This window comes from Demequina aestuarii (assembly GCF_000975095.1).
Classification (GTDB): domain Bacteria; phylum Actinomycetota; class Actinomycetes; order Actinomycetales; family Demequinaceae; genus Demequina; species Demequina aestuarii.
Genome location: NZ_BBRD01000001.1, coordinates 1,255,796 through 1,280,792 on the forward strand (window position 1 = coordinate 1,255,796; position 24,997 = coordinate 1,280,792).

Annotated in this window: 26 protein-coding genes; 21 read left to right on the forward strand and 5 right to left on the reverse strand. The window is 70.5% G+C overall.

The genetic code is table 11. The annotated features are described in order from the left end of the window. Positions 1-45: 45 nt before the first annotated feature. From AOP72_RS05940 to lnt, 19 genes are all read left to right on the forward strand, one after another. On the forward strand, positions 46-1,554 hold the full coding sequence (locus AOP72_RS05940) for an HNH endonuclease (protein WP_062133695.1): 1,509 nt from the start codon (positions 46-48) through the stop codon (positions 1,552-1,554). After that, positions 1,551-2,720 carry a methionine adenosyltransferase gene (gene metK / locus AOP72_RS05945; RefSeq protein WP_084631365.1) on the forward strand — a complete coding sequence of 390 codons (1,170 nt, stop codon included), beginning with the start codon at positions 1,551-1,553 and terminating at the stop codon, positions 2,718-2,720. The genes AOP72_RS05940 and metK overlap by 4 nt, the downstream gene beginning before the upstream one ends. Continuing rightward, positions 2,717-4,687, forward strand: a complete 1,971-nt coding sequence (locus AOP72_RS05950) for a primosomal protein N' family DNA-binding protein (protein WP_152650262.1) — start codon at positions 2,717-2,719, stop codon at positions 4,685-4,687. The genes metK and AOP72_RS05950 overlap by 4 nt, the downstream gene beginning before the upstream one ends. 29 nt (positions 4,688-4,716) lie before the next feature. Continuing rightward, positions 4,717-5,649, forward strand: a complete 933-nt coding sequence (gene fmt / locus AOP72_RS05955) for a methionyl-tRNA formyltransferase (protein WP_062133705.1) — start codon at positions 4,717-4,719, stop codon at positions 5,647-5,649. Next, a complete protein-coding gene (locus AOP72_RS05960; RefSeq protein ID WP_062133708.1) occupies positions 5,646-6,989 on the forward strand; it encodes an RsmB/NOP family class I SAM-dependent RNA methyltransferase in 1,344 nt (447 codons plus the stop codon). Before fmt ends, AOP72_RS05960 begins: the two co-directional genes overlap by 4 nt. Positions 6,990-7,163: 174 nt before the next feature. Further along, on the forward strand, positions 7,164-7,829 hold the full coding sequence (gene rpe / locus AOP72_RS05965; RefSeq protein WP_062133709.1) for a ribulose-phosphate 3-epimerase: 666 nt from the start codon (positions 7,164-7,166) through the stop codon (positions 7,827-7,829). After that, positions 7,826-8,854 carry a bifunctional diaminohydroxyphosphoribosylaminopyrimidine deaminase/5-amino-6-(5-phosphoribosylamino)uracil reductase RibD gene (ribD, locus tag AOP72_RS05970; RefSeq protein ID WP_062133712.1) on the forward strand — a complete coding sequence of 343 codons (1,029 nt, stop codon included), beginning with the start codon at positions 7,826-7,828 and terminating at the stop codon, positions 8,852-8,854. The genes rpe and ribD overlap by 4 nt, the downstream gene beginning before the upstream one ends. Beyond that, positions 8,854-9,465 (forward strand): riboflavin synthase, encoded by a 612-nt coding sequence (locus AOP72_RS05975; RefSeq protein WP_062133715.1) that lies wholly within the window; start codon positions 8,854-8,856, stop codon positions 9,463-9,465. The genes ribD and AOP72_RS05975 overlap by 1 nt, the downstream gene beginning before the upstream one ends. Further along, complete coding sequence (locus AOP72_RS05980; protein WP_062133718.1) at positions 9,462-10,703, forward strand: bifunctional 3,4-dihydroxy-2-butanone-4-phosphate synthase/GTP cyclohydrolase II; 1,242 nt, start codon at positions 9,462-9,464, stop codon at positions 10,701-10,703. Before AOP72_RS05975 ends, AOP72_RS05980 begins: the two co-directional genes overlap by 4 nt. Further along, entirely contained in the window at positions 10,700-11,167 is a 468-nt protein-coding gene (gene ribH, locus AOP72_RS05985) for a 6,7-dimethyl-8-ribityllumazine synthase (RefSeq protein ID WP_062133722.1), read from the forward strand. The genes AOP72_RS05980 and ribH overlap by 4 nt, the downstream gene beginning before the upstream one ends. Before the next feature lie 74 nt (positions 11,168-11,241). Beyond that, the gene (locus AOP72_RS05990) at positions 11,242-11,505 is read left to right on the forward strand and encodes a phosphoribosyl-ATP diphosphatase (RefSeq protein ID WP_062133724.1); all 264 of its coding nucleotides are present in this window, start codon (positions 11,242-11,244) and stop codon (positions 11,503-11,505) included. Positions 11,506-11,530: 25 nt separating this feature from the next. Next, positions 11,531-12,373, forward strand: a complete 843-nt coding sequence (gene hisG / locus AOP72_RS05995) for an ATP phosphoribosyltransferase (protein ID WP_062133727.1) — start codon at positions 11,531-11,533, stop codon at positions 12,371-12,373. Continuing rightward, complete coding sequence (locus AOP72_RS06000) at positions 12,374-13,381, forward strand: helix-turn-helix transcriptional regulator (RefSeq protein WP_062133730.1); 1,008 nt, start codon at positions 12,374-12,376, stop codon at positions 13,379-13,381. Then, positions 13,374-14,297 carry a helix-turn-helix transcriptional regulator gene (locus AOP72_RS06005; protein ID WP_062133733.1) on the forward strand — a complete coding sequence of 308 codons (924 nt, stop codon included), beginning with the start codon at positions 13,374-13,376 and terminating at the stop codon, positions 14,295-14,297. Before AOP72_RS06000 ends, AOP72_RS06005 begins: the two co-directional genes overlap by 8 nt. Before the next feature lie 51 nt (positions 14,298-14,348). Continuing rightward, positions 14,349-14,630: a Sec-independent protein translocase subunit TatA gene (gene tatA / locus AOP72_RS06010; protein WP_062133736.1), complete on the forward strand. Its 282-nt coding sequence runs from the start codon at positions 14,349-14,351 to the stop codon at positions 14,628-14,630. After that, a complete protein-coding gene (gene tatC / locus AOP72_RS06015; protein ID WP_238581621.1) occupies positions 14,617-15,402 on the forward strand; it encodes a twin-arginine translocase subunit TatC in 786 nt (261 codons plus the stop codon). The genes tatA and tatC overlap by 14 nt, the downstream gene beginning before the upstream one ends. After that, positions 15,399-16,346, forward strand: coding sequence for a diacylglycerol/lipid kinase family protein (locus AOP72_RS06020; RefSeq protein ID WP_062133742.1), 948 nt, complete (start codon positions 15,399-15,401; stop codon positions 16,344-16,346). Before tatC ends, AOP72_RS06020 begins: the two co-directional genes overlap by 4 nt. Next, the gene (locus AOP72_RS06025; protein WP_062133745.1) at positions 16,343-19,090 is read left to right on the forward strand and encodes a DEAD/DEAH box helicase; all 2,748 of its coding nucleotides are present in this window, start codon (positions 16,343-16,345) and stop codon (positions 19,088-19,090) included. The genes AOP72_RS06020 and AOP72_RS06025 overlap by 4 nt, the downstream gene beginning before the upstream one ends. 77 nt (positions 19,091-19,167) lie before the next feature. Next, positions 19,168-20,700 (forward strand): apolipoprotein N-acyltransferase, encoded by a 1,533-nt coding sequence (gene lnt / locus AOP72_RS06030; RefSeq protein WP_062133747.1) that lies wholly within the window; start codon positions 19,168-19,170, stop codon positions 20,698-20,700. Between the two features lie 69 nt (positions 20,701-20,769). Here lnt and AOP72_RS06035 read toward each other — a convergent pair whose 3' ends face one another. The 3 genes from AOP72_RS06035 to AOP72_RS06045 all read right to left on the reverse strand — a co-directional run bounded on the left by AOP72_RS06035 (position 20,770) and on the right by AOP72_RS06045 (position 22,275). After that, on the reverse strand, positions 20,770-21,105 hold the full coding sequence (locus AOP72_RS06035) for an RNA polymerase-binding protein RbpA (RefSeq protein ID WP_062133750.1): 336 nt from the start codon (positions 21,103-21,105) through the stop codon (positions 20,770-20,772). A 64-nt stretch (positions 21,106-21,169) separates the two neighbouring features. After that, entirely contained in the window at positions 21,170-21,874 is a 705-nt protein-coding gene (locus AOP72_RS06040) for an aquaporin (RefSeq protein WP_062133753.1), read from the reverse strand. Continuing rightward, positions 21,871-22,275: an arsenate reductase ArsC gene (locus tag AOP72_RS06045; protein ID WP_062133756.1), complete on the reverse strand. Its 405-nt coding sequence runs from the start codon at positions 22,273-22,275 to the stop codon at positions 21,871-21,873. The genes AOP72_RS06040 and AOP72_RS06045 overlap by 4 nt, the downstream gene beginning before the upstream one ends. A gap of 74 nt (positions 22,276-22,349) precedes the next feature. On the opposite strand from AOP72_RS06045, the gene AOP72_RS06050 reads away from it, so the two are divergent. Then, positions 22,350-22,697, forward strand: a complete 348-nt coding sequence (locus tag AOP72_RS06050; RefSeq protein WP_062133759.1) for an ArsR/SmtB family transcription factor — start codon at positions 22,350-22,352, stop codon at positions 22,695-22,697. Here AOP72_RS06050 and AOP72_RS06055 read toward each other — a convergent pair. Then, on the reverse strand, positions 22,694-23,440 hold the full coding sequence (locus AOP72_RS06055) for an alpha/beta fold hydrolase (RefSeq protein ID WP_202965642.1): 747 nt from the start codon (positions 23,438-23,440) through the stop codon (positions 22,694-22,696). The genes AOP72_RS06050 and AOP72_RS06055 overlap by 4 nt on opposite strands. Further along, complete coding sequence (locus AOP72_RS06060; RefSeq protein ID WP_084631371.1) at positions 23,373-24,416, reverse strand: EamA family transporter; 1,044 nt, start codon at positions 24,414-24,416, stop codon at positions 23,373-23,375. The genes AOP72_RS06055 and AOP72_RS06060 overlap by 68 nt, the downstream gene beginning before the upstream one ends. Positions 24,417-24,486: 70 nt before the next feature. Between AOP72_RS06060 and AOP72_RS06065 the strand changes: the two genes are divergently transcribed. Further along, the gene (locus AOP72_RS06065) at positions 24,487-24,996 is read left to right on the forward strand and encodes a MarR family winged helix-turn-helix transcriptional regulator (protein ID WP_062133769.1); all 510 of its coding nucleotides are present in this window, start codon (positions 24,487-24,489) and stop codon (positions 24,994-24,996) included. The last annotated feature ends 1 nt before the right edge of the window (position 24,997 follow it).

The window sequence follows — 24,997 nt, forward strand, 5'->3', positions numbered from 1 at the left end:
AGTGGTCATCGCGGCGATGTCAGACCCCGGTGTTTGACTGATGTCATGGCCAGTGAGGCGGCTGTCATCCAGCCAGCGGAGATCGAGCGGGTGAGCACCCTGGTGGGTGAGCTCGCGTCTCGTGATGTCTCCGGACTGTCGAGGGATGAGCTGCTCGGGCTGAACGCGTCGATCGCGAGGCTTGAGCGGCACGTGGGAGCGTTGAGTTCCCGATGCGCGGGCGAGATCGCGCGCCGGTCCACGCCGGATCTTCCGGGCGGCGGGTTGGCTCGTCGTGAGGGGCATGGCAATGCCAAGACCATGCTGTCCAAGGTGCGTGGCGGCACGATGGCGGGTGCCCAGAAGGCCATGCAGGCGGGGGAGGCGTTCTCCCCGGTGACGCCGCCCTCCGCTGCTCCCGTCCACTCTCCGCCCCGGCCCAAGTACCCGGCGGTGGCTCGCGCCTCGGTGGCGGGGGAGTTGTCGGTCGATGCTGCGAGCCTCATCGTCGGCGGGCTGAACCGGTTGACGGATCGCCTCGAGGATGAGGCGCTGGTGGCGCTGGAGGAGCGCCTGGTGTCAAAGGCGGTCTCGATGGCGGCTCACGAAGTTCAGACGATGATGGCCCGTGCCGTCGCTCGCGCGGATCGTGCCGGTCACGAGCGACGCGAACGCGAGAACCATGAGGCCCGGTACCTGTGGTGGAGGCAGGACCACGAAGGCACGGTCGTGATCCATGGCCAGATGGATGCGGTGACGGCGGCGCCGATCATCGCGGTGCTGGAGCAGATGACCACCAGGGACGTGCGGCGGCAAGGTCGTGGCACCGGTCGCAATGGGGAGAGCGAAAGCGACGACACCCGGACCGTGGGGCAGATGCGAGTCGATGCGCTGCATGCGCTCGCGCGACACTCGTTGGGGTGCACGCGGACCGACCGTTCCGGGGTGCGGACCACGATGGTGGTGCGGATGAGTCTGTCGGACCTGATGAGCGGCGACGGACTGGGCAGCGTCGACGGGATCGACCAGCCGGTCTCGGTCGGTCAGTTGCGTCGCCTGTCGGGGGACGCAGAGATCATCCCGCAGGTCCTCGGAGGCGACAGTGAGATCCTCGATCAGGGTGTGCGGGAGAGGCTGTTCACCGATGCGCAACGGATCGCGCTGGTGCAGCGTGACGGAGGGTGCGCCAAGTGTCATGCCCCGCCGGAGCGCTGCGAGGCGCACCACATCAGGTGGTGGCAGCACGGCGGGACTACGAACCTGTCCAACGGAGTGATGCTCTGCACCAGGTGCCATCACGACATTCATCGCCAGGGTTGGGAGATCGTGGCGACGTCGACCTCGGTGTCGTTCATCCCACCCGCGTTTCAGGACGTGGGGAGGACTCCGTCCTCGGGAGGATCGGCCGCCCTCGATGTCGAGGTGCCGTTGCCGCCGGAACTCGACCTGCCCGCGATCACGGCTGAAGACGAGGCGATGGTCCACGAGTGGGAACGAGAGCATCGGGAGTGGGTCGCGGATCATGAGCGCGGGGCCGGTGGCACATCACGCGCGCCGTTAGGCTTGCTCGCGTGACGAATCTACGACTGTTCACCTCCGAGTCCGTGACCGAGGGCCACCCTGACAAGATCTGCGACCAGGTCTCTGACGCGATCCTGGACGAGATGCTCCGGCAGGATCCTCTGTCCCGCGTCGCGGTCGAGACCATGGTGACCACTGGTCTGGTGCACGTCGCCGGCGAGGTGACCACCGAGGCCTACGTCGACATCCCGGGCACCATCCGCGAGGTCGTCACGGGAATCGGCTACACGTCGTCCTCCACCGGATTCGACGGGGACTCGTGCGGCGTCTCGGTGTCCATCGGCGAGCAGAGTCCCGATATCTGGCAGGGCGTCGGCAGCGCGACCGACTCCGACGGCGCCGAGCTCGGCGCCGGTGACCAGGGGTTGATGTTCGGCTACGCATGCAAGGACACCCCGGAGCTGATGCCGCTGCCTATCGCCATCGCGCACCGACTCACGCAACGCCTCGCGGAGGTGCGCCGGGCGAACATCATCGAGGGTCTGCGTCCCGACGGCAAGGCCCAGGCGACCATCGGCTACGACGGCGACATCGCCCGCACGGTGGACACCGTGGTGGTGTCGACCCAGCATGCCGAGGGCATGGGCATGGGTGACCTGCGTGCGGCCGTCGAGGCCGAGGTGATCGCACCGGTGCTCGCGGCATTCGACCTTGACACCCAGGCTCATCGGTCACTGATCAACCCCACCGGCAAGTTCGAGATCGGCGGTCCCAAGGGCGACGCAGGGCTCACCGGCCGCAAGGTGATCGTGGACACGTACGGTGGAATGGCCCGTCACGGCGGGGGAGCGTTCTCAGGCAAGGACCCCTCGAAGGTGGACCGCTCCGGCGCTTACGCCATGCGCTGGGTCGCGAAGAATGTGGTGGCCGCCGGTCTGGCGGAGCGCTGCGAGGTGCAGGTGGCGTACGCGATCGGCACCGCCCGCCCTGTGGGCCTGTACGTCGAGACCTTCGGCACGGAGACCGTCGCGCCGGGACGTATCGAAGACGCGATCCGCGAGGTGTTCGATCTCCGACCCACGGCGATCATCGACGCCCTCGACCTGCGCCGCCCGATCTATCGGCAGACGGCGGCCTACGGCCACTTCGGCCGCGAGCTCGCCGACTTCACGTGGGAGCGCACGGACAGGGCTGAGGCTCTCGCCGCCGCGTGCGCGTGAGCCCCCCGCGTACGCCGGGTGCGCCTGCCAGTGGGCGCAAGCCGCCGGTCGCCTCGGTCCGGCTGGATAGCCCGCTTCCGCACCTCGACCGGCCCTTCGACTACGCCGTTCCGCCCACGCTGGTGGACGTGGTGGAGGTGGGCTCGCGCGTACGGATCCCGTTCGCGGGCAGACTGGTGAGCGGCGTCGTGACCCGGCTGCCGCGCACCTCCTCCTTCGGCGGCGACCTCAGCACCATCCGCAGCTCCAGCGCCATCCCGAGCTACACGCCGGCAGCCATCACCCTCGCGGAGCGCATCGCGCGCCGTTACGGCGGCTCGGTGTGGGATGTGCTGCGCCTCATGGCCCCTCCTCGGGCGGCCGCGGTGGAGAAGCGGGACTGGGAGTCCGCTCCCGTGGCGCTCGACGCGGACTACGCCGACGCCGCGTCGCGCGCGCAGGCGGAGCCGCTCGCACGTGTGGGCGAGCGCGTCGTGTGGGAGGCGCTGCCCGACGTCGAGCCACGCACGTCGATCGCCGCAGCACGCCTCGTCGCCACGGCTCTCGCGACGGCCGTCACCGGCGCCTCGAGCATCGTGGTGGCGCCAGACGCCCGTGCGGTCGCAGTGCTGATGGCCGAGTGCCGGCGCCTCGGCCTCTCCAGGTGGACGGCGCGCTCCGGCGGGTCCGTCGCGGTCCTCGATCACGACGATGGCGCGGCGGTGCGCTTCGGGAGCTACGTGGCTGCCATGCGTGGACACGCGCGGATCGTCATCGGTACCCGACCGGTGGCAATGCAGCCGGTCCCTCACCTGGGCGTCATCGCGGTGTGGGACGAGGCCAACGGCGCGCTGGAAGACCTCCACGCGCCCTACCCGCACGCGCGCACCGTCGCATCGATGCGCGCCGAGGAGGGCGCGGGCCTGGTGCTCGGCGGCTACGCCCCCAGTGCGGACGCCATCGCCCTGGTGGAGCACGGCTGGGCCCGCCTCGAGGCACCGTCACGTGACGAGGTGCGAGCGGCCGTGCCGGCCGTGGACGTGATGACTGCCGAGCGCCGTGACGCGGAGGGCGGCGCCGGATGGCACTGGATGCCGGGCAGCGTCTGGCGGGCCGTGCGTGCAGCGCTGCCCGAGGGGCCCGTCGCGATCGTCGTGCCGCGGGCCGGATACGTGAACGCCACCGCCTGCGCACGCTGCGAGCAGTGGGCGGAGTGCCGCGAGTGCTCGTCGCTCCTCGGTCTTGCGAGCCCCGGGGCTGACCCGGTGTGTCTCGACCAGGGACACCTCCAGACGGATTGGCACTGTCCCGAGTGCCAGGGCGCCCAGCTCAAGCACGTGCGCCAAGGGGCGGACCGCATCGCGGAGCAGCTGCAGCGCATGCTCGGCGACGTTCCGCTCACGGTCTCGACCGCATCGGCCGGCGTTGTCGACGACCACACCGTGACCGAGGGGGTGGTGCTGGCGACGCCCGCGGCGCTGCCCGCGGTCGCCGGTGGCTACCGTCACCTCGTGGTGACCGACGCGGGGGTGCCCGCCGGCACCGGGCTCGGCGGCGAGCTCAAGGCGATCCGGTGGTGGCTGGGAGCCGCAGCCCTGGTCCGCAGTCGCCATGAGGGCGGCTCCGTGACGATCGTGGGGGAGGTGCCTCCCGCTGTCCGGCGTGCACTGTCGACGTGGTCGCCGGCGGACGCAGCCCGCGACGAGTACCAGGAGCGGAGCGCGCTGGGGCTGCCTCCGCATCGGCGCTACCTCACCGTGCACGGCGACCGCGCACTCGTGAGAGACGCGCTCGCTCATGCGGGCGTCGTCGACGAGCCGTCCGGGCCGACCACCTGGATCGACCTCCAGGACGGTGTGGGCATCCTGGTGCCACGGTCCCAAGCCCAGGCCATCGTCGACGGTCTGCGGGACGCGCAGCGTGAAGCTTCGAAGGTCAAGCGCGAACTCCGCGTGAGGGTCGACGGACCGCTCGAGCTGCCGCGTTGACGGCGTTCTCGCCGCCCTACGATGGACGCATGCGTCTGATCTTCGCCGGTACCCCCCACATCGCCGTGCCGAGCCTCGAGGCTCTCGCGGACCGACACGAGATCGTCGCCGTGATCACCCAGCCCGACGCTCGGGGCAAGCGCGGTCGCGACCTGCACCCGTCGCCGGTCAAGGCATACGCGCAGGAGCGGGGATGGCCGGTGCTGACTCCTCCTCGAGCCTCCGATCCCGACTTCATGGCGCAGATCGCCGCGTTGGACGCCGATATCGCGGCAGTCGTCGCGTACGGGCAGATTCTGCGCAAGGACCTGCTCGGCGCCACTCGGCTGGGGTGGGTCAACCTGCACTTCTCCCTGCTTCCGGCTTGGCGGGGAGCGGCGCCGGTGCAGCGATCGCTCATGGCAGGCGACGAGATCACCGGAGTCAGCGCCTTCGTGCTCGACGAGGGCATGGACACAGGCCCGGTGATCGGCTCGATGTCGGAGCGCGTGCGCCGCGATGACACGGCCGGAATACTGCTCGCGCGTCTCGCTGAGGCGGGTGCCCCGCTGCTGGTCCAAGCCATCGATGCCTTCGGCACCGGCCAGGCGACGCCGATTCCCCAGGTCGAGGACGGCGTGAGTCACGCACCCAAGCTCACGCGCGACGACGCCTCCGTGCGGTGGGACCGACCAGCGCACGTGGTGGACCGCCAGATCCGCGGCTGCACTCCGGCGCCGGGAGCGTGGACCACGCTGCCGGACGGCACCGCGATGAAGCTCGGCCCTGTCCGCGAGCGCGCCGACCTCCCACCGACCGTCCCCGGTCAGGTGGCGGAGCACGATGGCGCCGTGATCGTCGGTACAGGCGGTGACCCCGTCCAGCTCGGGTGGGTGCAGCCGGCGGGCAAGGGTCAGGTCGAGGCCGACGCGTGGTGGCGCGGAGCGCGCCTCGGCGACGCCGCTGTCCTGGGCGACGCATGAGCGCCGCGCGCGATGTCGCCTATCGCTGCGTGATGGCAGTCGGTGACGACGACGCCTACGCGAACCTGGTGATGCCCGGACTGATCGATCAGGCCCGGCTCGATGGTCGCGACGCGGCCTTCGCCACGGAGCTGGCCTATGGGGCGCTACGCATGCGGGGCCAGTACGACGCCATCATCGCCAAGGCGGCACGGCGCGACCCCGCGTCGCTCGACCCTGAGGTGCGGGCCGCGCTGTGGGTCGGCGCCCACCAGGTGCTGGCCATGCGAGTGCCCTCCCATGCCGCGGTATCCGAGACCGTCGACCTGGTGCGTCGCGAGCGCGGCCAGGGGGCGGCGAAGTTCGCGAATGCCGTGATGCGGCGGGTCACGGAGAAGACCGCCGATGCGTGGCTCACCGTGATCGCGCCCGGCACGTCGCGCGCGGCGAAGGCCGTGCGGTTCTCTCATCCCGAGTGGGTGGTCGCGGAGTTCGAGCGTGCTCTCGCCGCCGACGGCCGTGCGGGCGAGATCGACGCGCTGCTGGAGGCCGACAACGCTGCCGCTCGGGTCACCCTCGCGGCGCGACCTGGACTGGCTGAGCGGGATGACGTGCTCGCGGAGTCGGGCGGTGAGGCCGGCCACTGGTCGCCTTGGGCGGTCACCCTCGCCTCCGGCCGTCCCGGAGATCTCGGGTCCGTCGCGGAGGGCCGGGCCGCCGTCCAGGACGAGGGCAGCCAGGTCGCCGCGGGTGCACTGGCGTCGGCGAGACCCATGGCGCCAGAGGAGCGCTGGCTGGACATGTGCGCCGGGCCCGGCGGCAAGGCTGCCCTTCTGGGAGCGATCGCCGCTCAGCAGGGGGTCAGGCTGGATGCGCTCGAGCTGCACCCGCACCGGGCCGAGCTGGTGCGCTCCTCGGTCCGTGCCGTGCCCGAGGGCACCGTAGCGGTGCACGTGGGGGATGCCCGCGAGTGGGGTGACGAGGGTGCCTACCAGCGCATCGTGCTCGATGCCCCGTGCTCCGGCCTGGGTGCGCTGCGACGGCGGCCTGAGTCGCGCTGGCGCCGCGGCCTCGACGACCTTGGCGAGCTGGTCGCGCTTCAGCGATCGCTGCTGGCGCGCGCCGCACGGCTGTTGGCGCCGGGCGGGATCCTCGCGTACATCACCTGCTCGCCCGTGGTGGCCGAGACCCGCGACGTCGTGGCGGGGTCCGCCTTGCGACAGCTCGACGCCCGCGAGGCCGTGGCGGCGCTGACCGGCACCACGGCATCGGACTGGGGTGCAGGCCCGCACGTGCAGCTCTGGCCGCACGCGCACGGCACGGATGCGATGTTCCTGGCGCTGCTGGAGCGACCCGACTGATCCGTCAGGGACAGTGTGCCGGCGGGCAGCGGCGCGAACGGGGGCCGCGGCAACGATGCGGGTGGAGTGCGCGGCGGCCGTGGGTGCGCGGCCCATCGGGCCGAGTCGGCATGCTGGCGCCTCCCGCGGAGAGCGCGCGCTGAGCCGGTGCCGCAGCGGCGCTAGGCTCGACGCATGGGCATGCAGATCTCTCCGTCGATCCTGGCCGCCGACTTCGCGAACCTCGAGCGAGACATCGCCGCGGTCGCCAGCGCGGACTGGCTCCACGTCGACGTGATGGATGCGCACTTCGTGCCCAACCTCACGCTCGGGCTGCCGGTGCTGGAGCGCATCGCCGAGGTGTCTCCCATGCCGATCGATGCGCACCTGATGATCGATGACCCCGACCACTGGGCGCCGCGGTACGCCGAAGCGGGCGCGACGTCGGTGACGTTCCACTACGAGGCCGCCGCTGACCCCGTGGCGATCGCCAGGGACCTCCGTGCCCTGGGCGCGCGTGCGTCGGTCGCACTCAAGCCGGGCACCGACGTCGACGTCGTGCTCGAGCACCTCAAGGAGTTCGACATGGTGCTCGTCATGACCGTGGAGCCCGGCTTCGGGGGCCAGTCGTTCATGCCGGAGATGCTCCCCAAGTTCGAAGCGCTGCGGGCCGCCGCGACAGCCGCGGGCCACCCGCTGTGGCTGCAGTCCGATGGTGGCGTGTCCCGAGACACCATCGAGGACATCGCTGCGGCCGGCTGCGACGTCTTCGTCGCCGGATCCGCAGTGTTCGGAGCGGATGACCCGGCCGCCGAGGTCACCGCCCTGCGCGAACTCGCTACTCACGCACGGCCCGCATGACCGCCGCCCGTGCGCCGCTGTCCGTCGCCGGCGCGATGGACCGCGCGGTCGCGCTGGCCGCGAACGGTCCCGCATACGGGCCGAACCCCAGAGTCGGATGCGTCCTCCTCGACAGCGCCGGAGCCGTGCTGGGCGAGGGCTGGCACCGCGGCGCGGGGACCGCGCACGCGGAGGTGGCGGCCATCGCCGATGCGCGCACCCGAGGCGCCGACGTCCGCGGAGGCACGGCCGTCGTCACCCTGGAGCCCTGCGCCCATACGGGGCGCACCGGCCCGTGCGTCGACGCCTTGACCGAGGCCGGCATCGCGGCAGTGACGTACGCCGTCGCCGATCCGGGCGATTCCTCCAGCGGCGGTGCTGCGGTGCTCGCGACGCGCGGAATCCCCGCGATGCTCACCGCACACGCGGGCGCATCGGCGCTCACCCATCGATGGCTCACCGCGATGCGACGGGGCCGGCCCTACGTGATCGCCAAGTGGGCCGCGACTCTGGACGGCCGGATGGCGGCCGCGGATGGGACGTCGGTGTGGATCACCGGTCCGGAGGCTCGCGACCATGCTCACGGCATCCGCGCGGAGGTCGACGCCATCGCCGTCGGCACCGGCACCGTGCTGGTCGACGATCCCCGGCTGTCCGCGCGTCCCGGGGGAGAGGACGGCCCGCATCAGCCCTTGCGGGTGGTGATCGGGCATCGGGACACATCCGGCAGGCGCGTGTGGCGGGACTCTCACGCCGTGTCCGTTCCCTCCCACGATCCCCGCGACGTTCTCGCCGCACTCTGGGAGCGAGAGGTGCGGTCGCTCGTGGTCGAAGGCGGTCCCACGGTGCTGTCAGCGTTCCTGCGCGAAGGGCTCGTCGACGAGGTGCACGCGTACATCGCTCCGGTGCTCCTGGGAGCAGGCCCGAGCGTGGTCGACGACCTGGGAATCGGAACGATGGCAGACGCGTTGAGGGGACAGCACGTGAACCTTCAACCATTGGGCGCGGATACACTGATAGTCGCTCATCTCTCGAGAGGAATCTGATGTTCACCGGCATTGTGGAGGCGGTCGGCACCGTGGTGAACGTCGACGACGACGGCGCTCGCTCACGCGTGACCATCCAGTCAGACGGGTTCGGCACCGATCTTGCGCATGGCGAGTCGATCGCGGTCGACGGCGTGTGCCTGACCGTCGCGGGTCAGCCGGAGGCCGACGGGCGGCTCACCGGTCTGTGGGATGCCGACGTCATGCGGGTCACCCGCGAGACCACCACGCTGGGTGACATCGCGCCCGGCCGAAGGGTCAACCTCGAGCGTGCGCTGCGTGCCGACGGCCGGCTCGGCGGTCACATCATGCAGGGCCACGTCGATGGCTCCGCGCAGTTGGTCGCGCGGGACTCGCAGGAGGACTGGGACGACTTCACCTTCGCTCTCCCCGCTGACTTGGTGCGCTACGTCGTGCCCAAGGGATCGATCGCGCTCAACGGCGTGTCGCTCACGGTCGCGGCACTGGACGGCGACCGTGCCACGGTGTCGCTGATCCCCACCACGCTCGCCGACACGACGCTCGGCGGACTGTCCATGGGCGACTCCGTGAACGTCGAAGTCGATGTGATGGGCAAGTACGTCGAGTCGATGCTGGCGGCCCGCGCATGAGCCACGACGTCGTCACCCTGGTCGAGCGGGCCCTCGCAGACCTGCGCGCCGGCAAGCCCGTCCTGGTCGCGGACTCCCGCCATCGCGAGAACGAGGCGGACTTCATCATGTCCGCACAGACCACCACGGTCGAGTGGGTCGCCTGGGGCATCCGCCACTCGAGCGGCTACCTGTGCGCGCCCATGCCTGGACCACGCGCCGATGCGCTGAACCTGCCGCTCATGGTGCCCAACAGCCAGGACCCGCGCCGCACGGCGTACACGGTGTCCGTCGACGCCGCCGAAGGCGTGACCACGGGCATCTCGGCGGCAGACCGCCACCGCACCCTGCAGGTCCTGGCAGCGCCGGCGACGTGCACCGACGACATCATCCGTCCCGGCCACGTGCTCCCGCTGCGGGCGGTCGCCGGGGGAGTGCTGCACCGCCCCGGCCACACCGAGGCCGCCGTCGACTTGTGCCGCCTGGCCGGTCTGGAGCCGGTGGGGGTCATCGCCGAGCTCGTCAACGACGACGGCACCATGATGCGCACGGGCGACGCGATGGGCGTGGCCGAGCGCGAGGACCTCGTGTTCATGACCATCGCGGACCTCATCGAGTACCGCCGGCAGGTGGACGACCAGCCGCCGCCCGTCGAGCCCGCGCCCCACCGCGTCACCGGATCGGGCGAGGCCCGCCTGCCCACCAGGCACGGCGAGGTCACTATCAAGGCCTACCGCGACGCGCGCACCGGGGACGAGCACGTCGCGCTGACGGCTCCCGTGCCTCCCGGATCGCTGCCGTTCGTGCGCGTGCACTCCGAGTGCCTCACGGGTGACGCGTTCGGCTCCCAGCGCTGCGACTGCGGTCCCCAATTGGACGCCGCGATCGAGCGCGTGGCGAACGAGGGCGGCGCCGTCGTCTACCTGCGTGGACACGAGGGCCGCGGCATCGGCATCCTGGGAAAGATCCAGGCGTACGCGCTGCAGGACCAGGGCCGCGACACCGTCGACGCGAACACCGACCTGGGCTTCCCGGTGGACCGGCGCGAGTACGGCGCCGCCGCAGCGATCCTCCAGGACCTGGGTCTCGACGAGGTGCGGCTGATGACGAACAACCCCGCGAAGGTCGAGGCCATGCGAGCCTCGGGCATCAACGTCGCGGAGCGGATCCCGCACCACTTCGGCGAGCACCCGGAGAACGCGGAGTACCTCCGCACCAAGATCGATCGCATGGGACACCTGTTGGGAGACAACGCATGAGCGGCGACGGCGCACCGAAGATCGACATCGACGCGAGCGGCCTCACGGTCGAGATCGTCGCGAGCCAGTGGCACACCGACGTCATGGACGGACTGGTGGCCGGCGCCATCAGGGCGGCGGAGAGCAGCGGCGCCGCGTATCGCGTCACTCGCGTGGCCGGCGCCTTCGAGCTCACCGTCGTGGCAGAGCACCTCGCCCGCCAGGGTGCTGACGCGATCGTGGCCCTTGGCGTGGTCGTCAAGGGCGAGACTCCGCACTTCGAGTACGTGTGCGAGTCCGTGACGATGGGGCTCACCAGCGTCTCTCAGTCTCATCCTGTGCCCGTCGGCTTCGGGGTCCTCACCGTCGACGACGTGCAGCAGGCGCTGGACCGTGCGGGCCTCGAGGGTTCCAAGGAGGACAAGGGCGCCGAGTCCGTCGAGGCCGCGCTGTCGACGGCGCTGATCCTCCGCGACCTCTCCTGACCGCGCATGCCCACAGGGCAGCGCCCGCATCGGCCGATGGCGGCGGCGGCGCCCGTCTGCCCTAGGCTGGTCACGTGAAGACGTTCGACGAACTCTATGAGGAACTGTCCGCGCGCGCCGAGGAGCGTCCCGAGGGCTCCGGCACGGTGGCGCTGCTCGACAAGGGTGTCCATGCCATCGGCAAGAAGCTCGTCGAGGAGGCCGCCGAGTCGTGGATGGCCGCGGAGTTCCAGTCCGACGAGGAGACCGCCGAGGAGATCTCTCAGCTGCTGTACCACGCGCAGGTGATGATGATCGCGAAGGGCCTGACGCCCGCCGACGTCTACCGCTACCTGTAACGACCACCACCACCCAAGGAGAGTCGTGCTCCGCATCGCCGTCCCCAACAAGGGCTCATTGTCTGAGGCCGCCTCGCAGCTCCTGCGAGAGGCGGGCTACAAGCAGCGCCGCGATCCCCGCGAGCTGGTGCTCGTCGACGCCCGCAATGAGGTCGAGTTCTTCTTCCTGCGCCCTCGTGACGTCGCCGTCTATGTGGGCTCCGGGACCGTGCATGCGGGCATCACCGGCCGTGACCTGCTGCTCGACTCGGGCACCCCGGCCACGGAGCACCTCGAGCTGGGCTTCGGCGGTTCGACGTTCCGCTACGCGGCTCCGGCGGACTCGGTGTCGAGCGTCGAGGGCATCGCGGGCAAGCGCGTGGCCACGAGCTATCCCCGCCTGGTCAAGCATCACCTGAAGTCGTTCGGCGTCGAGGCCAGCGTGGTGCGCCTCGACGGCGCGGTCGAGTCGTCGGTGCGCCTGGGCGTGGCCGATGTCGTGGCCGACGTGGTCTCCACGGGCACCACGCTCAAGGCGGCCGGCCTGGAGATCTTCGGCGAGCCGATCCTGAAGTCCGAGGCGATCCTCATCAAGGGCCCTGACGTGTCTGACTCCGAGATCGCCGTGCTCACCGGGCGCCTGCGCGGCGTGCTGATGGCGCGCCAGTTCGTGCTGGTCGACTACGACGTGCCGGACGACCGGCTCGACGAGGCAGTCGCGGTGACCCCCGGCTTCGAAGCGCCCACCGTGACGCCGCTGCACGGCAAGAACTGGCACGCGGTCCGCGTGATGGTGCCCCGCTCAGAGATGAACCAGATCATGGACCGGCTGTATGCGGCGGGAGCCAGGGCGATCCTCACCACGGAACTGCTGGCGGTGCGGGTGTAGATGTCAGGCATCTCCGCAGAGCAGCGCCGGCTCAATCTGATGCTCGCGCTGAGCGCGACGCGCCGACGGCTGACGCGTGAAGAGATTCGCGCCCGCGTGGACGGCTACGACGCCGTCCCGTCGGGGGCCACCCCCGCGGAACGCGACCGCGCCGACGTCTCGTTCCAGCGCATGTTCGAACGCGACAAGGACGAGCTGCGCCGCATGGGACTGCCGCTGCGCACCGTCACCGATCCGCTGCACCAGGACGATCTGGGCTACCGCATCGACGGTGACGCCGCGCTCCCGGATCTCGACCTCACGGTGCACGACGCGGCGATCCTCGCTCTCGCCGTCGAGTACTGGCAGGGGGCGTCGCTGGCGGAGGATGCCCGCATGGGCTTCGCCAAGGTGGTGTCCGCCATCGAGCATGGCGACTCGGATTCGCTGCCGTATGGAGGCATGGCGACGTCGGCCGGCCACGACGCGACGGCGGCGCTCGCCGAGGCGATCGTGGACCGCCAGGCAGTGCGGTTCGAGTACGCCTCTGCCAGCTCGGAGACGGCGCGGCGCACTGTGCAGCCGTGGGGCATCGTGATGCGTTCCGGCGTCGAGTACCTCATTGGATGGGACGTGGACCGCCGCGCCCCGCGCACCTACCGGCTCGGTCGCATCTCCGGCCGGGTGAGGCCTACGGGTGACATCGAGGCGTTCGAGCGCCCCGACACGTTGCCGCTGGGCGACCTCGACGACCACTCCGCCACCATGACCGCTGTGATCGCCCTCCGTCCGGAGGCCGGTCATGCGCTGCGCCTGCGGGGCGAGTCCGTCGGCGTGGAGTCGGAGGACGTGGAGCCGTCCACAGCCGGGGCCGGCTGGGAGCTGGTGCGGGTGCCCTACCGCCACGAGGATCTGCTCCGCGCCGAGGTCCTGGCGCTGCGAGGCGCCGCGCGCGTGGTCGCGCCCGAGTCCCTCAAGCAATCCGTCCGCGCGTACGCGCGCGCCGCGATGGAGGTGGCCCATGGCTGACACCTCGCGTGATCGGCTCGTGCGACTGCTCGGCATGATCGCCTACCTCGAGGCGCACGGCTCCACGCCCTTCGCGGTGCTCGCCGAGCACTTCGGGGTGACCGAGCAGCGGGTCGAGCGCGACCTGTGGGCGCTCACCACCAGCGGCATCCCGCCGTACCTCCCCGACGAGTGCATCGAGTTCGACTTCGACCACCTGGACTCCGGAGTCGCGACGCTCGTCGCGTCGCAAGGAGCATCACAGGTGCGCCTGTCGGGCCGCGAGGCGGTGGCGCTCATCGGCGCCTTGGCGACGCTGATCGCCGCAGGCACTGCTCCGGCCGGAGCGCAGGACGTGCTTTCGCGCCTCCGGGAGGCCTACGGCGGCGGGGAGCCAGTACGCGTTCTCGACAGTGCCTCGGAGGCCGATGCAGCGGTGACCTCGACGGTCGAGCGCGGCATCGCCGAGGGTCGTGCAGTCAGTCTCGACTACATCGACGCTCAGGACCGGCGCTCTGTCCGCGTGATCGAGCCGCACCGGCTGGTCGCGATCGATGGCGTGGGGTACGTCGAGTGCTTCTGCCTCAAGGCCGATGACTACCGCACACTGCGGCTGGGACGCATCGCGTCCGCCACTGCCAGCGACGTGATGATCACTCATCCCCCCAGCGAGGAACGGGGATTCTCGCTGGCCCCGCAGTTCGAGGCGACTGTGGTGGTCCGACGCGGGGCCCGCTGGGCCTTCGAGGACCTGGCCGGCGTGGAGATCGAGGACGATGGCGAGACCGCGACCGCGCGGTTCGGCGTGGCCGATGTGGACTGGGCCGCCGGGCGGCTGCTCGCGGTGGCGCCGGACATCGTGAGCATCGCACCGGAGCAGCTGCGCGACGCCGTGAGCTCGCACGCCGATGCGGTCGCGGCGGCGCACTCCGTCTAGACTGAACCATCTGAACCACCGTGGTGTCCGCACCCGACACAGGAGGCATTCATGGGTCCCCGCGAGATCATCATCATTGCGCTGATCGTCGTGCTGCTGTTCGGCGCCCCCAAGCTCCCCGAGCTGGCGCGCAGCATCGGCAAGTCGATGAGGATCCTCAAGGACGAGACGAAGGCGCTCACGGACGACGACAAGCCTGACAGTTCGGGCACCGCGCCCTCGACAGACGCCGCGCCCAAGTCAGATGCGGAGCAGACGCAGCAGCGTGGCGAGGCTCCCGTGCCCGACAGCACCGTCGAACTCCCCGACAACGACGGGCGTGGCACGCGCTAGGGCGCGCAGGCGGGATGCCCGTGCGCGCATGCCGCTGAGCGCGCACCTGAGAGAATTCCGCAATCGCCTGATCCTCGCCGTGATCGGCGTCACCGTGGGCGCGGTGGCGGGCTGGTTCTTCTACACCCCCGTCTTCGAGGCGCTGCAAGAGCCGGTTCTCGCCGTCGCGGTGCGTGACGATGCAATGGTGGCGGTGAACTTCTCCGGCATTGCGACCGCCCTCGACATTCGCATCAAGGTGTCGCTGTTCCTGGGCGTCATCGTGTCCGCGCCATGGTGGCTGTACCAGTTGTGGGCGTTTGTGGCGCCCGGCCTCAAGGCAGGGGAGAAGCGGTACACCTTCGGATTCCTCGGCGCTGCGATTCCGTTGTTCTTCGCCGGCGTGGCGCTGGCGTGGTGGGTCTACCCGCGGGCGGTGGAGATCCTGATCGGGTTCACTCCCGACAGCGCCGCGAACTGGCTCGAGGCCCAGATGTTCGTCTCCTTCGCGACGCGGCTGATCCTCGTCTTCGGAGTTGCGTTCGTCTTCCCGGTCGTGATGGTCGCCCTCACGTGGGCACGCGTGGTGAGGGCCCGCACCTGGCTGAAGGGCTGGCGGTGGGCCGTGCTGCTGATCTTCGTCGCGGCCGCCGTGCTGACCCCCACGCCCGACGTGGTGACGATGCTGTTCATGGCGGTGCCTATGTGCGCGCTGTATTTCGCCGCCGTCGGCATCGGGATGTGGCGCGAGCGAGTGCGCGCCAAGAAGGACGCGCGCGCTCTCGCACCATGAGCACCATCGGCGTGATCACCAATCCGGCGGCGGGGTCGGGCAGGGGAGCCACGTCGTCCGCCGAGACGCTCGCGCTCCTCGCCGCACGTGGCCACCGGGTGAGGGACCTGTCGAGGGGCACGTGGTCCGCGTCGCTCGACCACGCGCGTGAACGCCATCGTGACCTGGACGCGCTGGTGGTCGTGGGCGGGGACGGCATGGCGCATCTGGGCATCCAGGCATGCGCCGAGACGCGCCTGCCGCTGGGGATCGTCGCTGCCGGCTCGGGCAACGATGCCGCGATGTCTCTGGGGCTTCCGGTGCACGACGTCCCCGCGGCTGTGACGGCCATTGAGCGAGGGATCGAGGGCGACGTGATCCGCGTGGACCTGGGCCGCATCGACGGCCAGGGCGTCGCCGACCGCAAGCGCAGGCGCTACTTCGCCGCCGTGCTGTCCGCCGGCATCGACGCGGCCATCGCCGCCTATGCCAACCGCCTGGCGTTCCCGCGCGGCCCTCTCAAGTACAAGATCGCGACGCTGCGAGAGCTCCCACGCTTCACTCCCTATGGCGTGAGCGTCGAGGTGGACGGCGAGCGCTGGGAGCAGCGCTGCACGCTCGTCGCCGTTGCGAACGGTCCGGTCTTCGGCGGCGGACTCATGATCTCGCCCGAGTCCTCTCACGTGGATGGGCTGCTCGAGTTGGTGCTGGCCGAGCCGATGCGCCCACTCGAGATCGCGCGCGTGTTCCCCCGGTTGAACGATGGCTCGCACCTGGGCGACCCTCGGGTGCGCGTCGTGCAGGCGAAGCGCGTGCGCATCGGCCCCGCCTCGAGCGGGACGGGCGCGCCGCTGCCGCCGGCCTTCGCGGACGGCGAGCTCATCGGGCCCGCGCCTCTCGACGTTCGCGTGGTGCCCGGGGCGTTGCGAGTGCTGGGCGGCAAGGCAGATAGCCTGAAGGCATGAGCTCTCCTGCGGAGCGCTTCGCTGCCGCGAAGGCTCGGTCCCGCCACCGCGACCTGACTGACTTCGAGGCGAGCCTCGACTTCCCCCTCGACGACTTCCAGCGTGACGCCTGCCAGGCGGTGGCCGAGGGCCATTCGGTACTCGTCGCGGCTCCTACCGGTGCGGGCAAGACCATCGTGGGCGAGTTCGCGGTGAGGCACGCCTACGAGCGCGGCGAGAAGTCGTTCTACACCACCCCCATCAAAGCCCTGAGCAACCAGAAGTTCCTCGAGCTGCGGAAGGTGTACGGCGACGCGAACGTGGGCCTCCTCACCGGTGACACCTCGATCAACTCCGAGGCGCAGGTGGTCGTGATGACGACCGAGGTGCTCCGGAACATGATCTACGCGGACTCGCGCACCCTGGACACGCTCGGCGTCGTCGTGCTCGACGAGGTGCACTACCTGGCCGATCGCTACCGCGGCTCCGTCTGGGAAGAGGTGATCGTCCACCTGGCTGCGCGCACCGCCATCGTGTCGCTGTCCGCCACGGTGTCCAACGCCGAGGAATTCGGTGCGTGGCTCACGGAGGTGCGAGGGGACACGCGCGTGATCGTCTCTGAGCGCCGGCCGGTGCCGCTGTGGCCGCACGTGCTGATGCGAGAAGGCATCTTCGATCTGTATGCCCCCGGCGTCGATCCGCTCGCCCCCGGGCCGAACCCCCGCCTGAATCCCGAGCTCGAGGCGATCTCCAAACGCATGCGCCACGAGGAGCAGGGCTTCCGCAGCGGCCGCGGCCCGCGGCGACCCACGCGAGGCGGCAAGCGCCCTCAGGGACGTCGCGCCCCTCCGCGGTTCGCGGTGGTGGACGTCATGGACCGCAACGGGCTGCTGCCCGCGATCGTGTTCGTGTTCTCGAGGGCCGGCTGCCAGGACGCGGTGGACCAGGTGAGGTCTGCCGGCATCGCGCTCACCACGGACGAGGAGCGCGCCACGATCGCGCGCATCGTCGACGAGCGCTGCGAGGGCCTTCCCGCAGAGGACCTGGGCGCCCTCAACTACCTGCACTGGCGCGATCATCTCGAGGCGGGGGTCGCGGCCCACCACGCCGGCATGATCCCGCTGTTCAAGGAGGTGGTCGAGGAGCTGTTCGCCGCGGGCCTCATCAAGGTCGTCTATGCCACGGAGACCCTTGCGCTCGGCGTCAACATGCCCGCACGGTCCGTCGTGCTGGAGAAGCTCACCAAGTGGAACGGCGAGAGTCATCAGGACCTCACGGCGGGGGAGTACACGCAGCTCACCGGTCGTGCCGGCAGGCGCGGCATCGACATCGAGGGCCACGCCGTGGTGGTTGAGCACCCGGGCTTCGACGCCGCTCAGCTGGGGAGGCTCGCGTCCAAGCGGACGTACCCACTGATCAGCTCGTTCCAGCCGAGCTACAACATGACGATCAACCTCGTCGGGCAGTCGGGAGTGCATCAGGCTCGCGAGCTTCTCGAGCTGTCGTTCGCCCAGTACCAGGCAGATCAGTCCGTGGTGGGCAAGGCCCGCAAGGCGCGCGAGCTGGATCAGGCGATCGAGGGCCTTCGCGAGGCAACCGAGTGCGACAAGGGCGACTTCATGGAGTACGCAGCGCTGCGCGAACGCCTCAACCGCCTCCAGAAGGGCGCCTCGAAGGCCGTGGGGCGGCAGCGCCGCGAGGCCACCGCAGAGATGCTCGCCGGACTGCAGCGTGGCGACGTGGTGCGCATCGGCGGCGGCAAGCGCGTGGGACTCGTGGCCGTGGTCCGCCCCGACGACGACCCTGCCGGTCCACGCCCCACCGTGGTCTCCACGCTGGGCCGGTCCTTCCGCCTCGCGGTCGCCGACCTGCATCACGGGATCGAGCCGGTGGGACGCATCCGCGTGCCCGCCAAGCACGATGAGCGCGACCCCCGTCAGCGCAAGGAGCTCGCCCAGGTGATCGAGGCCGCCAAGCACACGTTCGAGGTGCCGTCCAAGCGGCGCTTGCGCCCGCCGTCAGGCGAGGAGGCCCAGATCGTCCAGCTCCGCAAGGAGCTGCAGTCGCACCCGTGCCACGGGTGCCCGGACCGCGAGCAGCACGCCCGGTGGGCCGAGCGGCACTTCCGCGCCAAGCGGGACCGGGACCGGGTGGTGGGCGAGATCTCTCGGGCCACCGGGTCGATCGCGCGCGTCTTCGACAAGCGCTGCGACGTGCTGCGAGAACTCGGCTATCTCACGGGAGAGGGCGAAGAGACCACGGTGACGCCCGCCGGCACCAGCCTACGCACCCTGTACTCCGAGAACGATCTGGTCATGGCGGAGTGCTTGCGGACGGGCGCGTGGAACGAGCTGCACCCTGCCGCTCTCGCCGCCACCGTCTCCTCGCTGCTGTACCGGGGACGCCGGGAGGACGAGTCGCGCACCCCCCGCGTGCCCGGCGGCTCCCGCGGAGTCCTGGGGCACGTGCTTGCCGACACCCAGCGCATCTGGACGATGATCGACTCGCTTCAGACCGACCGCGGGCTTCCCGAGCTGCCCCCGCCTCACTGGGGAATCGCGGGACCGATCCACGGCTGGGCTCAGGGCAAGGGCCTGGATCAGGTGCTCCAGGACACCGACATCGCCCCGGGAGACATGGTGCGGTGGTGCAAGCAGGTGATCGACGTGCTCGATCAGGTGGCGCAGTCGGCACCCACGGATGTGCTCCGTGGCCGTGCCCGCACGGCCATCGATGCCATGCGTCGGGGAGTCGTCGCGTACTGACGCCGTCGCGTCGCCATGGCTCGGCCCCCGGAGCGCCGATGCGCGGGCGGGGCTCCCCGCGAGCCTAGGCTGGGTGCGTGCATGGAATCGTCCTCCGCCTTGGTCTCGCGACGCTGGGCGCTCTCGCTCTCGCCGCCTCCTTTCCCGACCTGGGGTGGTGGCCGCTGGCCTACGTCGCTCTGGGCGGTCTGTGGCTGAGCCTCGCGCGTGCGAACGCGTGGGGTGGCTTCTTCTATGGCTGGATCTTCGGCACCGTATTCATGCTTCCGCACGTGTGGTGGGCGCACGAGGCTGTAGGGCCCATTCCGTGGGTGGCGCTGTCGATCGCCTCGGGACTGTTCTATGGGCTGTTCGGCGCCGGTTGGGTGCACGTGCACCGGTCGGGAGTCACGCGCGGCAATGCGTGGCTGGGCGCGCTGGCCTTCGCCCTGCTGTGGACGGGCATGGAGGCGCTGCGGTCCATGGTGCCGTTCGGGGGGTTCCCGTGGGGGCGCGTCGCGTTCTCTCAGCTGGATTCCACGGTGGCGAGCTTCGCGTGGATCGGCGGTGCGCCCCTGACGACCTTCGCCGCCGCCCTGGTGGGCGCGCTGCTGGGCGTCGCCGTGGAGTCGCTGCTGAAGCGCCGCCTGATCGTCGCCATCGCCGCGCCGCTGGCCGGCATCGCCGTGGTGGTGAGCGGGCTGTTCGTGCCGCTCGACGGTCAGGCGACCACCGGCACGCTGCGCGTGGGCGTGGTGCAGGGCAACGTTCCCAACGAGGGGCTCGATGCCTTCGCTCAGGCGCGCGAGGTGACTCGCAACCACCGCGACGGCACGCTCGCGCTCATGAAGGACGATCCCGGCACGCTGGACCTGCTGCTCTGGCCCGAGAACTCGTCCGATTACGACCCGCGCACCGACGAGGAGTCGCGCGCTCTCGTCACCGAGGCGGCCCAGGCCGCTGGCGCACCGCTGCTGCTGGGCACCAACGACTACTCCCCGCCGGAGGGTCGCTACAACTCGATGCTGCTGTGGTCGCCCGACGGCGCCGTGATGGACTCCTACTCGAAGCAGCGCCCGGCGCCGTTCGCGGAGTACATTCCCATCCGTGACATCGCCCGGCGCTTCTCGCCCGAGGTCGACCGCGTCCAGACCGATGTGCTCGCGGGGGAGGGGCAGGCCACCATCGCGCTGCCAGTGACCGATCTGGGCCGCACGGTCACTCTCGGCACGGTGATCTGCTTCGAGGTCGCGTACGACCGCATCGTCGCGGACGCGGTCGCCGCCGGGGCCGAGATCGTGCTGGTGCCCACGAACAATGCGTCCTTCGGCGAGACCGCCGAGTCCACTCAGCAGCTGGCGATGTCGCGCCTGCGGGCGATCGAGACTGGTCGTGCGACTGTGCAGGCCTCGACCGTCGGCGTGAGCGCGATGATCGACCCGAGGGGGCGTGTGCTCCGCGAGACGGACCTGTTCACGGCCGAACAGATGCATGCGACCCTGCCCCTGCGTGACGGCATCACGCCCGCAGTGCGGTTCCGCTTGGTGTGGGAGTGGGCCCCGCTGCTGGGAGCCCTCGCGTTGGTGGGCACGGCCATCACGCGCCGGCTGGGCCAGCGCTACGAGTGGTGATCACCGCTGGAGACGCAGGAACGCGCGGCGCCGATGCGCCGCGCGTTCCTGTCAGGTCGTCGAAGCCGGTCAGCCGATCCGGCCCGCACGCAGCAGTTCGAGTCGTTCGTCGAGGAGCTCCTCGAGCTCGGGAATCGACCGGCGCTCGAGCAGCATGTCCCAGTGGCTGCGCTGGACCTTCTGGTCCTTGATCTCCGAGCGGTCGCCGTCGCGCAGCAGCGCGAGCGCACCGCAGCTGCACTCCCACGACAGCGGGACGTCAGCCTCGGTGGAGAAGGGAAATGTCAGGACGTGCCCGTTGGGGCAGTCGTAGTGGACGTCCTTCCGGTCCGCGAGTTCCGCGTTCGCCGGTGTCTCCATGCTCTGGGTTCCCAGACGCATTCCACGCAATGCTCGATCAGCCATGTCAGCTCCCTCTCCTCGCAGGCGGGGGGTGGTGCCTGCGTGGGAAGAACGTCCCTGCAAGCGGCTATGTTCCCTGCGTGACTTTCCCGGTTGTGGGAAGGGCTGATGCCGGCGCCAGCAGACGCACGGAGACGACGCCGATGGCGGCCCCGACGAGCTGCGCCGCGACGAACGGGAGCACCGATGCGGGGGCGATCCCGGCGAACGTGTCGGACAGCATGCGGCCCACGGTGATGGCGGGGTTGGCGAAGCTCGTGGAGCTCGTGAAGTAGTACGCCGCACCGATGTAGGCGCCCACCGCCGGAGCGACGAGGGCGGTGCGTCCCGCTCGCACGAGCATGAAGATCACGCCCACGAGGCCGGCCGTCGCGACCACCTCGGCGAGCAGTCGCGCCGCGTCGAGGCGGTCGGTGGTCGCCAGCGCCACGGGGGAGAGGTCGAACATGAGGTTGGCGAGGATGGCGCCTGCCGAGCAGCCCGCGATCTGGACCGCGATGTAGAGGCCCGTCTCGCGCATCGGCCGTGCGGCCGGGTCGAGCACTCGCTCAGCGAGGGAGACCACCGGGTTGAAGTGCGCGCCGCTGACCGGCCCCAGGACGGCGATCAGGACCGCCAGCGCGAGTGCTGTGGCGTACGAGTTCTGAAGCAGCTGAAGGCCGACGTCGTTCGGGCTCAGGGTGGCGGCCATGATGCCGGATCCGATCACCGCGGCCGCGAGGCCCGCGGAGCCGACGAACTCTCCCAGCAGCTTCCGGGAGCGTTCGTTCACGCGAGCAGGTCCGCGAGCAGCGCCTCGACGCGGCCGCGGATGTCGTCCCGGATGGGACGCACCGCCTCGACGCCCTGGCCGGCGGGGTCCTCGAGCTTCCAGTCCTCGTAGCGCTTGCCGGGGTAGTACGGGCAGGCGTCGCCGCATCCCATGGTGATGACCGCATCGGACGCCTGCACGGCCTCCGGCGTCAGCACCTTGGGCTGCTCCTTGCGGATGTCGATGCCTTCTTCGAGCATCGCCTCGACGGCCGCAGGGTTGATCTGGTCGGCGGGCATGGACCCGGCGGACCGCACCTCCACTCGGCCTTGGCTCAGGTGCGTCATGTATCCGGCTGCCATCTGGGACCGGCCAGCGTTGTGGACGCATACGAAGATCACGGAAGGCTTGGTGTCACTCATGGGATCAGGTTGTCGTACGCATCGATGGAAGTCAATATCGACAGATGTCGATGTGGTGAACTATCGTCGGGGGCATGACAGTGGGGGAGAACCTGCTCGCCGACGGCGTGTGCATGCCCGGTGCCGAGCTCACGGTGCCGGCCGAGGACCTGGCGCCGCTCGCGGCGCGAGTCAAAGTCCTCGGCGACCCCACACGCATGCGCATCGTGCAGATTCTCGCCGCCAACGGGTCAGTGTGCGCGTGTGACCTCGAGGAGCCGTTGGGGCTCAGCCAGCCCACCGTGTCGCACCACCTGCGGCAGCTCACGGAGGCCGGGCTCGTCGTGCGCGACAAGCGCGGCACGTGGGCGTTCTTTCGGGTGGCGGACGCCGAGGTCGCGGACCTCGCCTCGGCTGTCCGCGGTCTCGCGGCGCGTTCCTAGCCCGGGACCTGGTCCCGCAGCCACCGCAGCGCGTCGGGCAGTGCTTGCACGGGCGCGACGTGCCCGTCGCCCTCACGCTCCCACCACTCAGCGCCGATGCGATCGGCAACCCAGCGCCCGTGGCTGACCGGGACGATGCCGTCGGCGGTTCCATGGATCAGCAGGGTGGGTGCGGCGATGGCGTCCAGGTCCACGTTCCACTCCCGCACATACGCGAGGTCGTCGTCGATCGCGCCGTCGAGGTCGTCCGGCGTGAAGGCCCCGGCGATGTCGCCGAGCCAGCTCCACTCGCCATCCAAGGCGTCGAGGTCACGCTCGTTGAACTCCGGGTCGTAGTCGTCCTGTTCGGCTGCGCGCCGCTCCTGTTCGCCGCGCTCGGCGGCGGTGAGGACGTGACGTCCGGACGCGATCATGCCGTCGTACCAGTCCAGGCCGTCCGCATCGCGGGGCGCGAGCCCGGAGCCCACGATCACGGCCTCCACGCGCGGGTCCGCGGCGGCGCATGCGAGCGCGTGGGGGCCGCCTCCCGAGTACCCGAGTACGGCGTAGCGGGTGATGCCGAGCGCATCCGCGATGTCCGCGACGTCTGTTGCGGCATGCCCGATGCGACGGCCGCGGTGACGGTCAGAAAGGCCGTATCCGGGCCGGTCATGGCCGATCAGTCGCAGTCCCAGCTCATCGGCGAGCGCGAGCAGGGGCCGCGGCGGCAGGCCGAGCCCCGGTGTGCCGTGGTGCCAGAACACCGCGAGCGGGGCGTCCGAGCCGCGGCTGCCCGCGTCGCGCACCCCCAGGCGCCGGCCGTCCGAGGCCGTGATGATGCGTGTGTCGTCCCCCATGATCGGAGCCTAGCGACGCCGTGCCGTCGGTGCGCGCTGGCCTGCTCGTCGACTGGCCGAGCACGACCGAGCCGAGGATGACTGCCGCACCGAGACCCTGGAGCCCCGTCAATGTCTGGCTCAGGACGGCCCATCCCAGTCCCGTGGCCATGAGCGGCGCGAGGAAGGCGAGCACGCTGACCTGGGCGGCGGGAAGGGCGAGAACGCCCCGGAACCACAGCAGGTAGGCGACGATCGCGCCCGGGCCGACCAGCCACGCGAAGCCCAGCAGGTTCGACCCGGTCACGCTGTCGGGAAGGCCCTCCAGCACCAGCATCGGCGGGACGAGCGCGAGCCCGCCCCAGACGAGCTGCCACCCCGTGAAGCTGACGAGGCCGACGGGCCGGCCCCATCGCTTGGTGAGGATGACGCCGAGTGCCGACGAGGTGCCGCCCAGCAAGCCTGCAGCGACGCCCACGCCGTCGAGAGCGGCTCCGGGGGTGAGCACGAGCATGCCGACGCCCATGAGCCCGAGCGCGGCCGCGATCCACGTGCGGGGCCGATGCGGCTCGCGCAGCACGGCGACCGCCAGCACCGCCACGATGAGCGGGTGAATGGCCCCGAGCGTCGCGGACACACCGCCGGGAAGGCGATAGGCGGAGACGAAGAGCAGAGCGAAGAAGGCGCCGATATTGAGCAGCCCCAGCACAGCCGACTTCCACCACCACGCGCCGCGGGGGAGTGTGCGCGTGAGGGCGATCATCGCGAGCCCGGCCGGGAGGGCGCGTACTGCTGAGGCGAGCAGGGGGCGGTCGGGAGGCAGCAGTTCAGTGGTGGTGAGGTAGGTGGTGCCCCAGAGCACGGGGGCGAGGGCGGTGGTGGCGATCATGCGGGTGCGGTTCATGGCGGACTCCTGTATCTTGATATCAAGATATACAACTACATCTTGATGTCAAACTATTCCGGGGGTGCCCATGGATGCCGTCGCGTCCTTCATGGACCAGTGGTCGCAGGAGCGGCCGGATCTCGATGTGACGCCGATGGCGACCATCGGCAGGCTGTCACGCATGGCCGCGCTGATCCAGCAGCGCATCGACGGCGTCTTCGCGCAGCACGACCTGCAGTCGTGGGAGTTCGATGTGCTCGCATCGCTGCGTCGATCAGGCAAGCCGTACTCGCTGACGGCCGGCGAACTGGATCGCACCATGATGATCACGTCGGGCACGACGACGCACCGCATCACGCGACTCGAGGCGCGTGGCTTCGTGGAGCGAGTCCGTGACGAGGACGACCGGCGCGTGGTGCACGTGAGGCTCACCGACGATGGCCGCCGCGCATGCGACGCAGTCCACGGCGTTCACCTGGACAATGAGCGCGCGATCCTGGCGCTGATGGGCGACGAGGACCGCGTGAAGCTCACCGACGGGCTGGTCGCGCTGGCCCAGGCGCTTGGGGACGTCCCGCCAGCGGCTCCACGGCGCTGAG

Bases quoted from the DNA above. Each gene is read 5' to 3' on its own strand.
- AOP72_RS06005 (WP_062133733.1), top strand. From the start codon at position 13,374: ATGGCTGACACCTCGCGTGATCGGCTCGTGCGACTGCTCGGCATGATC.
- AOP72_RS06035 (WP_062133750.1), bottom strand. From the start codon at position 21,105: ATGGCTGATCGAGCATTGCGTGGAATGCGTCTGGGAACCCAGAGCATG.
- AOP72_RS06065 (WP_062133769.1), top strand. From the start codon at position 24,487: ATGGATGCCGTCGCGTCCTTCATGGACCAGTGGTCGCAGGAGCGGCCG.
- AOP72_RS06045 (WP_062133756.1), bottom strand. From the start codon at position 22,275: ATGAGTGACACCAAGCCTTCCGTGATCTTCGTATGCGTCCACAACGCT.
- AOP72_RS06020 (WP_062133742.1), top strand. From the start codon at position 15,399: ATGAGCACCATCGGCGTGATCACCAATCCGGCGGCGGGGTCGGGCAGG.
- AOP72_RS06050 (WP_062133759.1), top strand. From the start codon at position 22,350: ATGACAGTGGGGGAGAACCTGCTCGCCGACGGCGTGTGCATGCCCGGT.
- AOP72_RS05975 (WP_062133715.1), top strand. From the start codon at position 8,854: ATGTTCACCGGCATTGTGGAGGCGGTCGGCACCGTGGTGAACGTCGAC.
- AOP72_RS06000 (WP_062133730.1), top strand. From the start codon at position 12,374: ATGTCAGGCATCTCCGCAGAGCAGCGCCGGCTCAATCTGATGCTCGCG.
- AOP72_RS05940 (WP_062133695.1), top strand. From the start codon at position 46: ATGGCCAGTGAGGCGGCTGTCATCCAGCCAGCGGAGATCGAGCGGGTG.
- AOP72_RS05980 (WP_062133718.1), top strand. From the start codon at position 9,462: ATGAGCCACGACGTCGTCACCCTGGTCGAGCGGGCCCTCGCAGACCTG.
- AOP72_RS06060 (WP_084631371.1), bottom strand. From the start codon at position 24,416: ATGAACCGCACCCGCATGATCGCCACCACCGCCCTCGCCCCCGTGCTC.
- AOP72_RS05960 (WP_062133708.1), top strand. From the start codon at position 5,646: ATGAGCGCCGCGCGCGATGTCGCCTATCGCTGCGTGATGGCAGTCGGT.
- AOP72_RS06025 (WP_062133745.1), top strand. From the start codon at position 16,343: ATGAGCTCTCCTGCGGAGCGCTTCGCTGCCGCGAAGGCTCGGTCCCGC.
- rpe (WP_062133709.1), top strand. From the start codon at position 7,164: ATGGGCATGCAGATCTCTCCGTCGATCCTGGCCGCCGACTTCGCGAAC.
- ribD (WP_062133712.1), top strand. From the start codon at position 7,826: ATGACCGCCGCCCGTGCGCCGCTGTCCGTCGCCGGCGCGATGGACCGC.
- fmt (WP_062133705.1), top strand. From the start codon at position 4,717: ATGCGTCTGATCTTCGCCGGTACCCCCCACATCGCCGTGCCGAGCCTC.
- ribH (WP_062133722.1), top strand. From the start codon at position 10,700: ATGAGCGGCGACGGCGCACCGAAGATCGACATCGACGCGAGCGGCCTC.
- tatA (WP_062133736.1), top strand. From the start codon at position 14,349: ATGGGTCCCCGCGAGATCATCATCATTGCGCTGATCGTCGTGCTGCTG.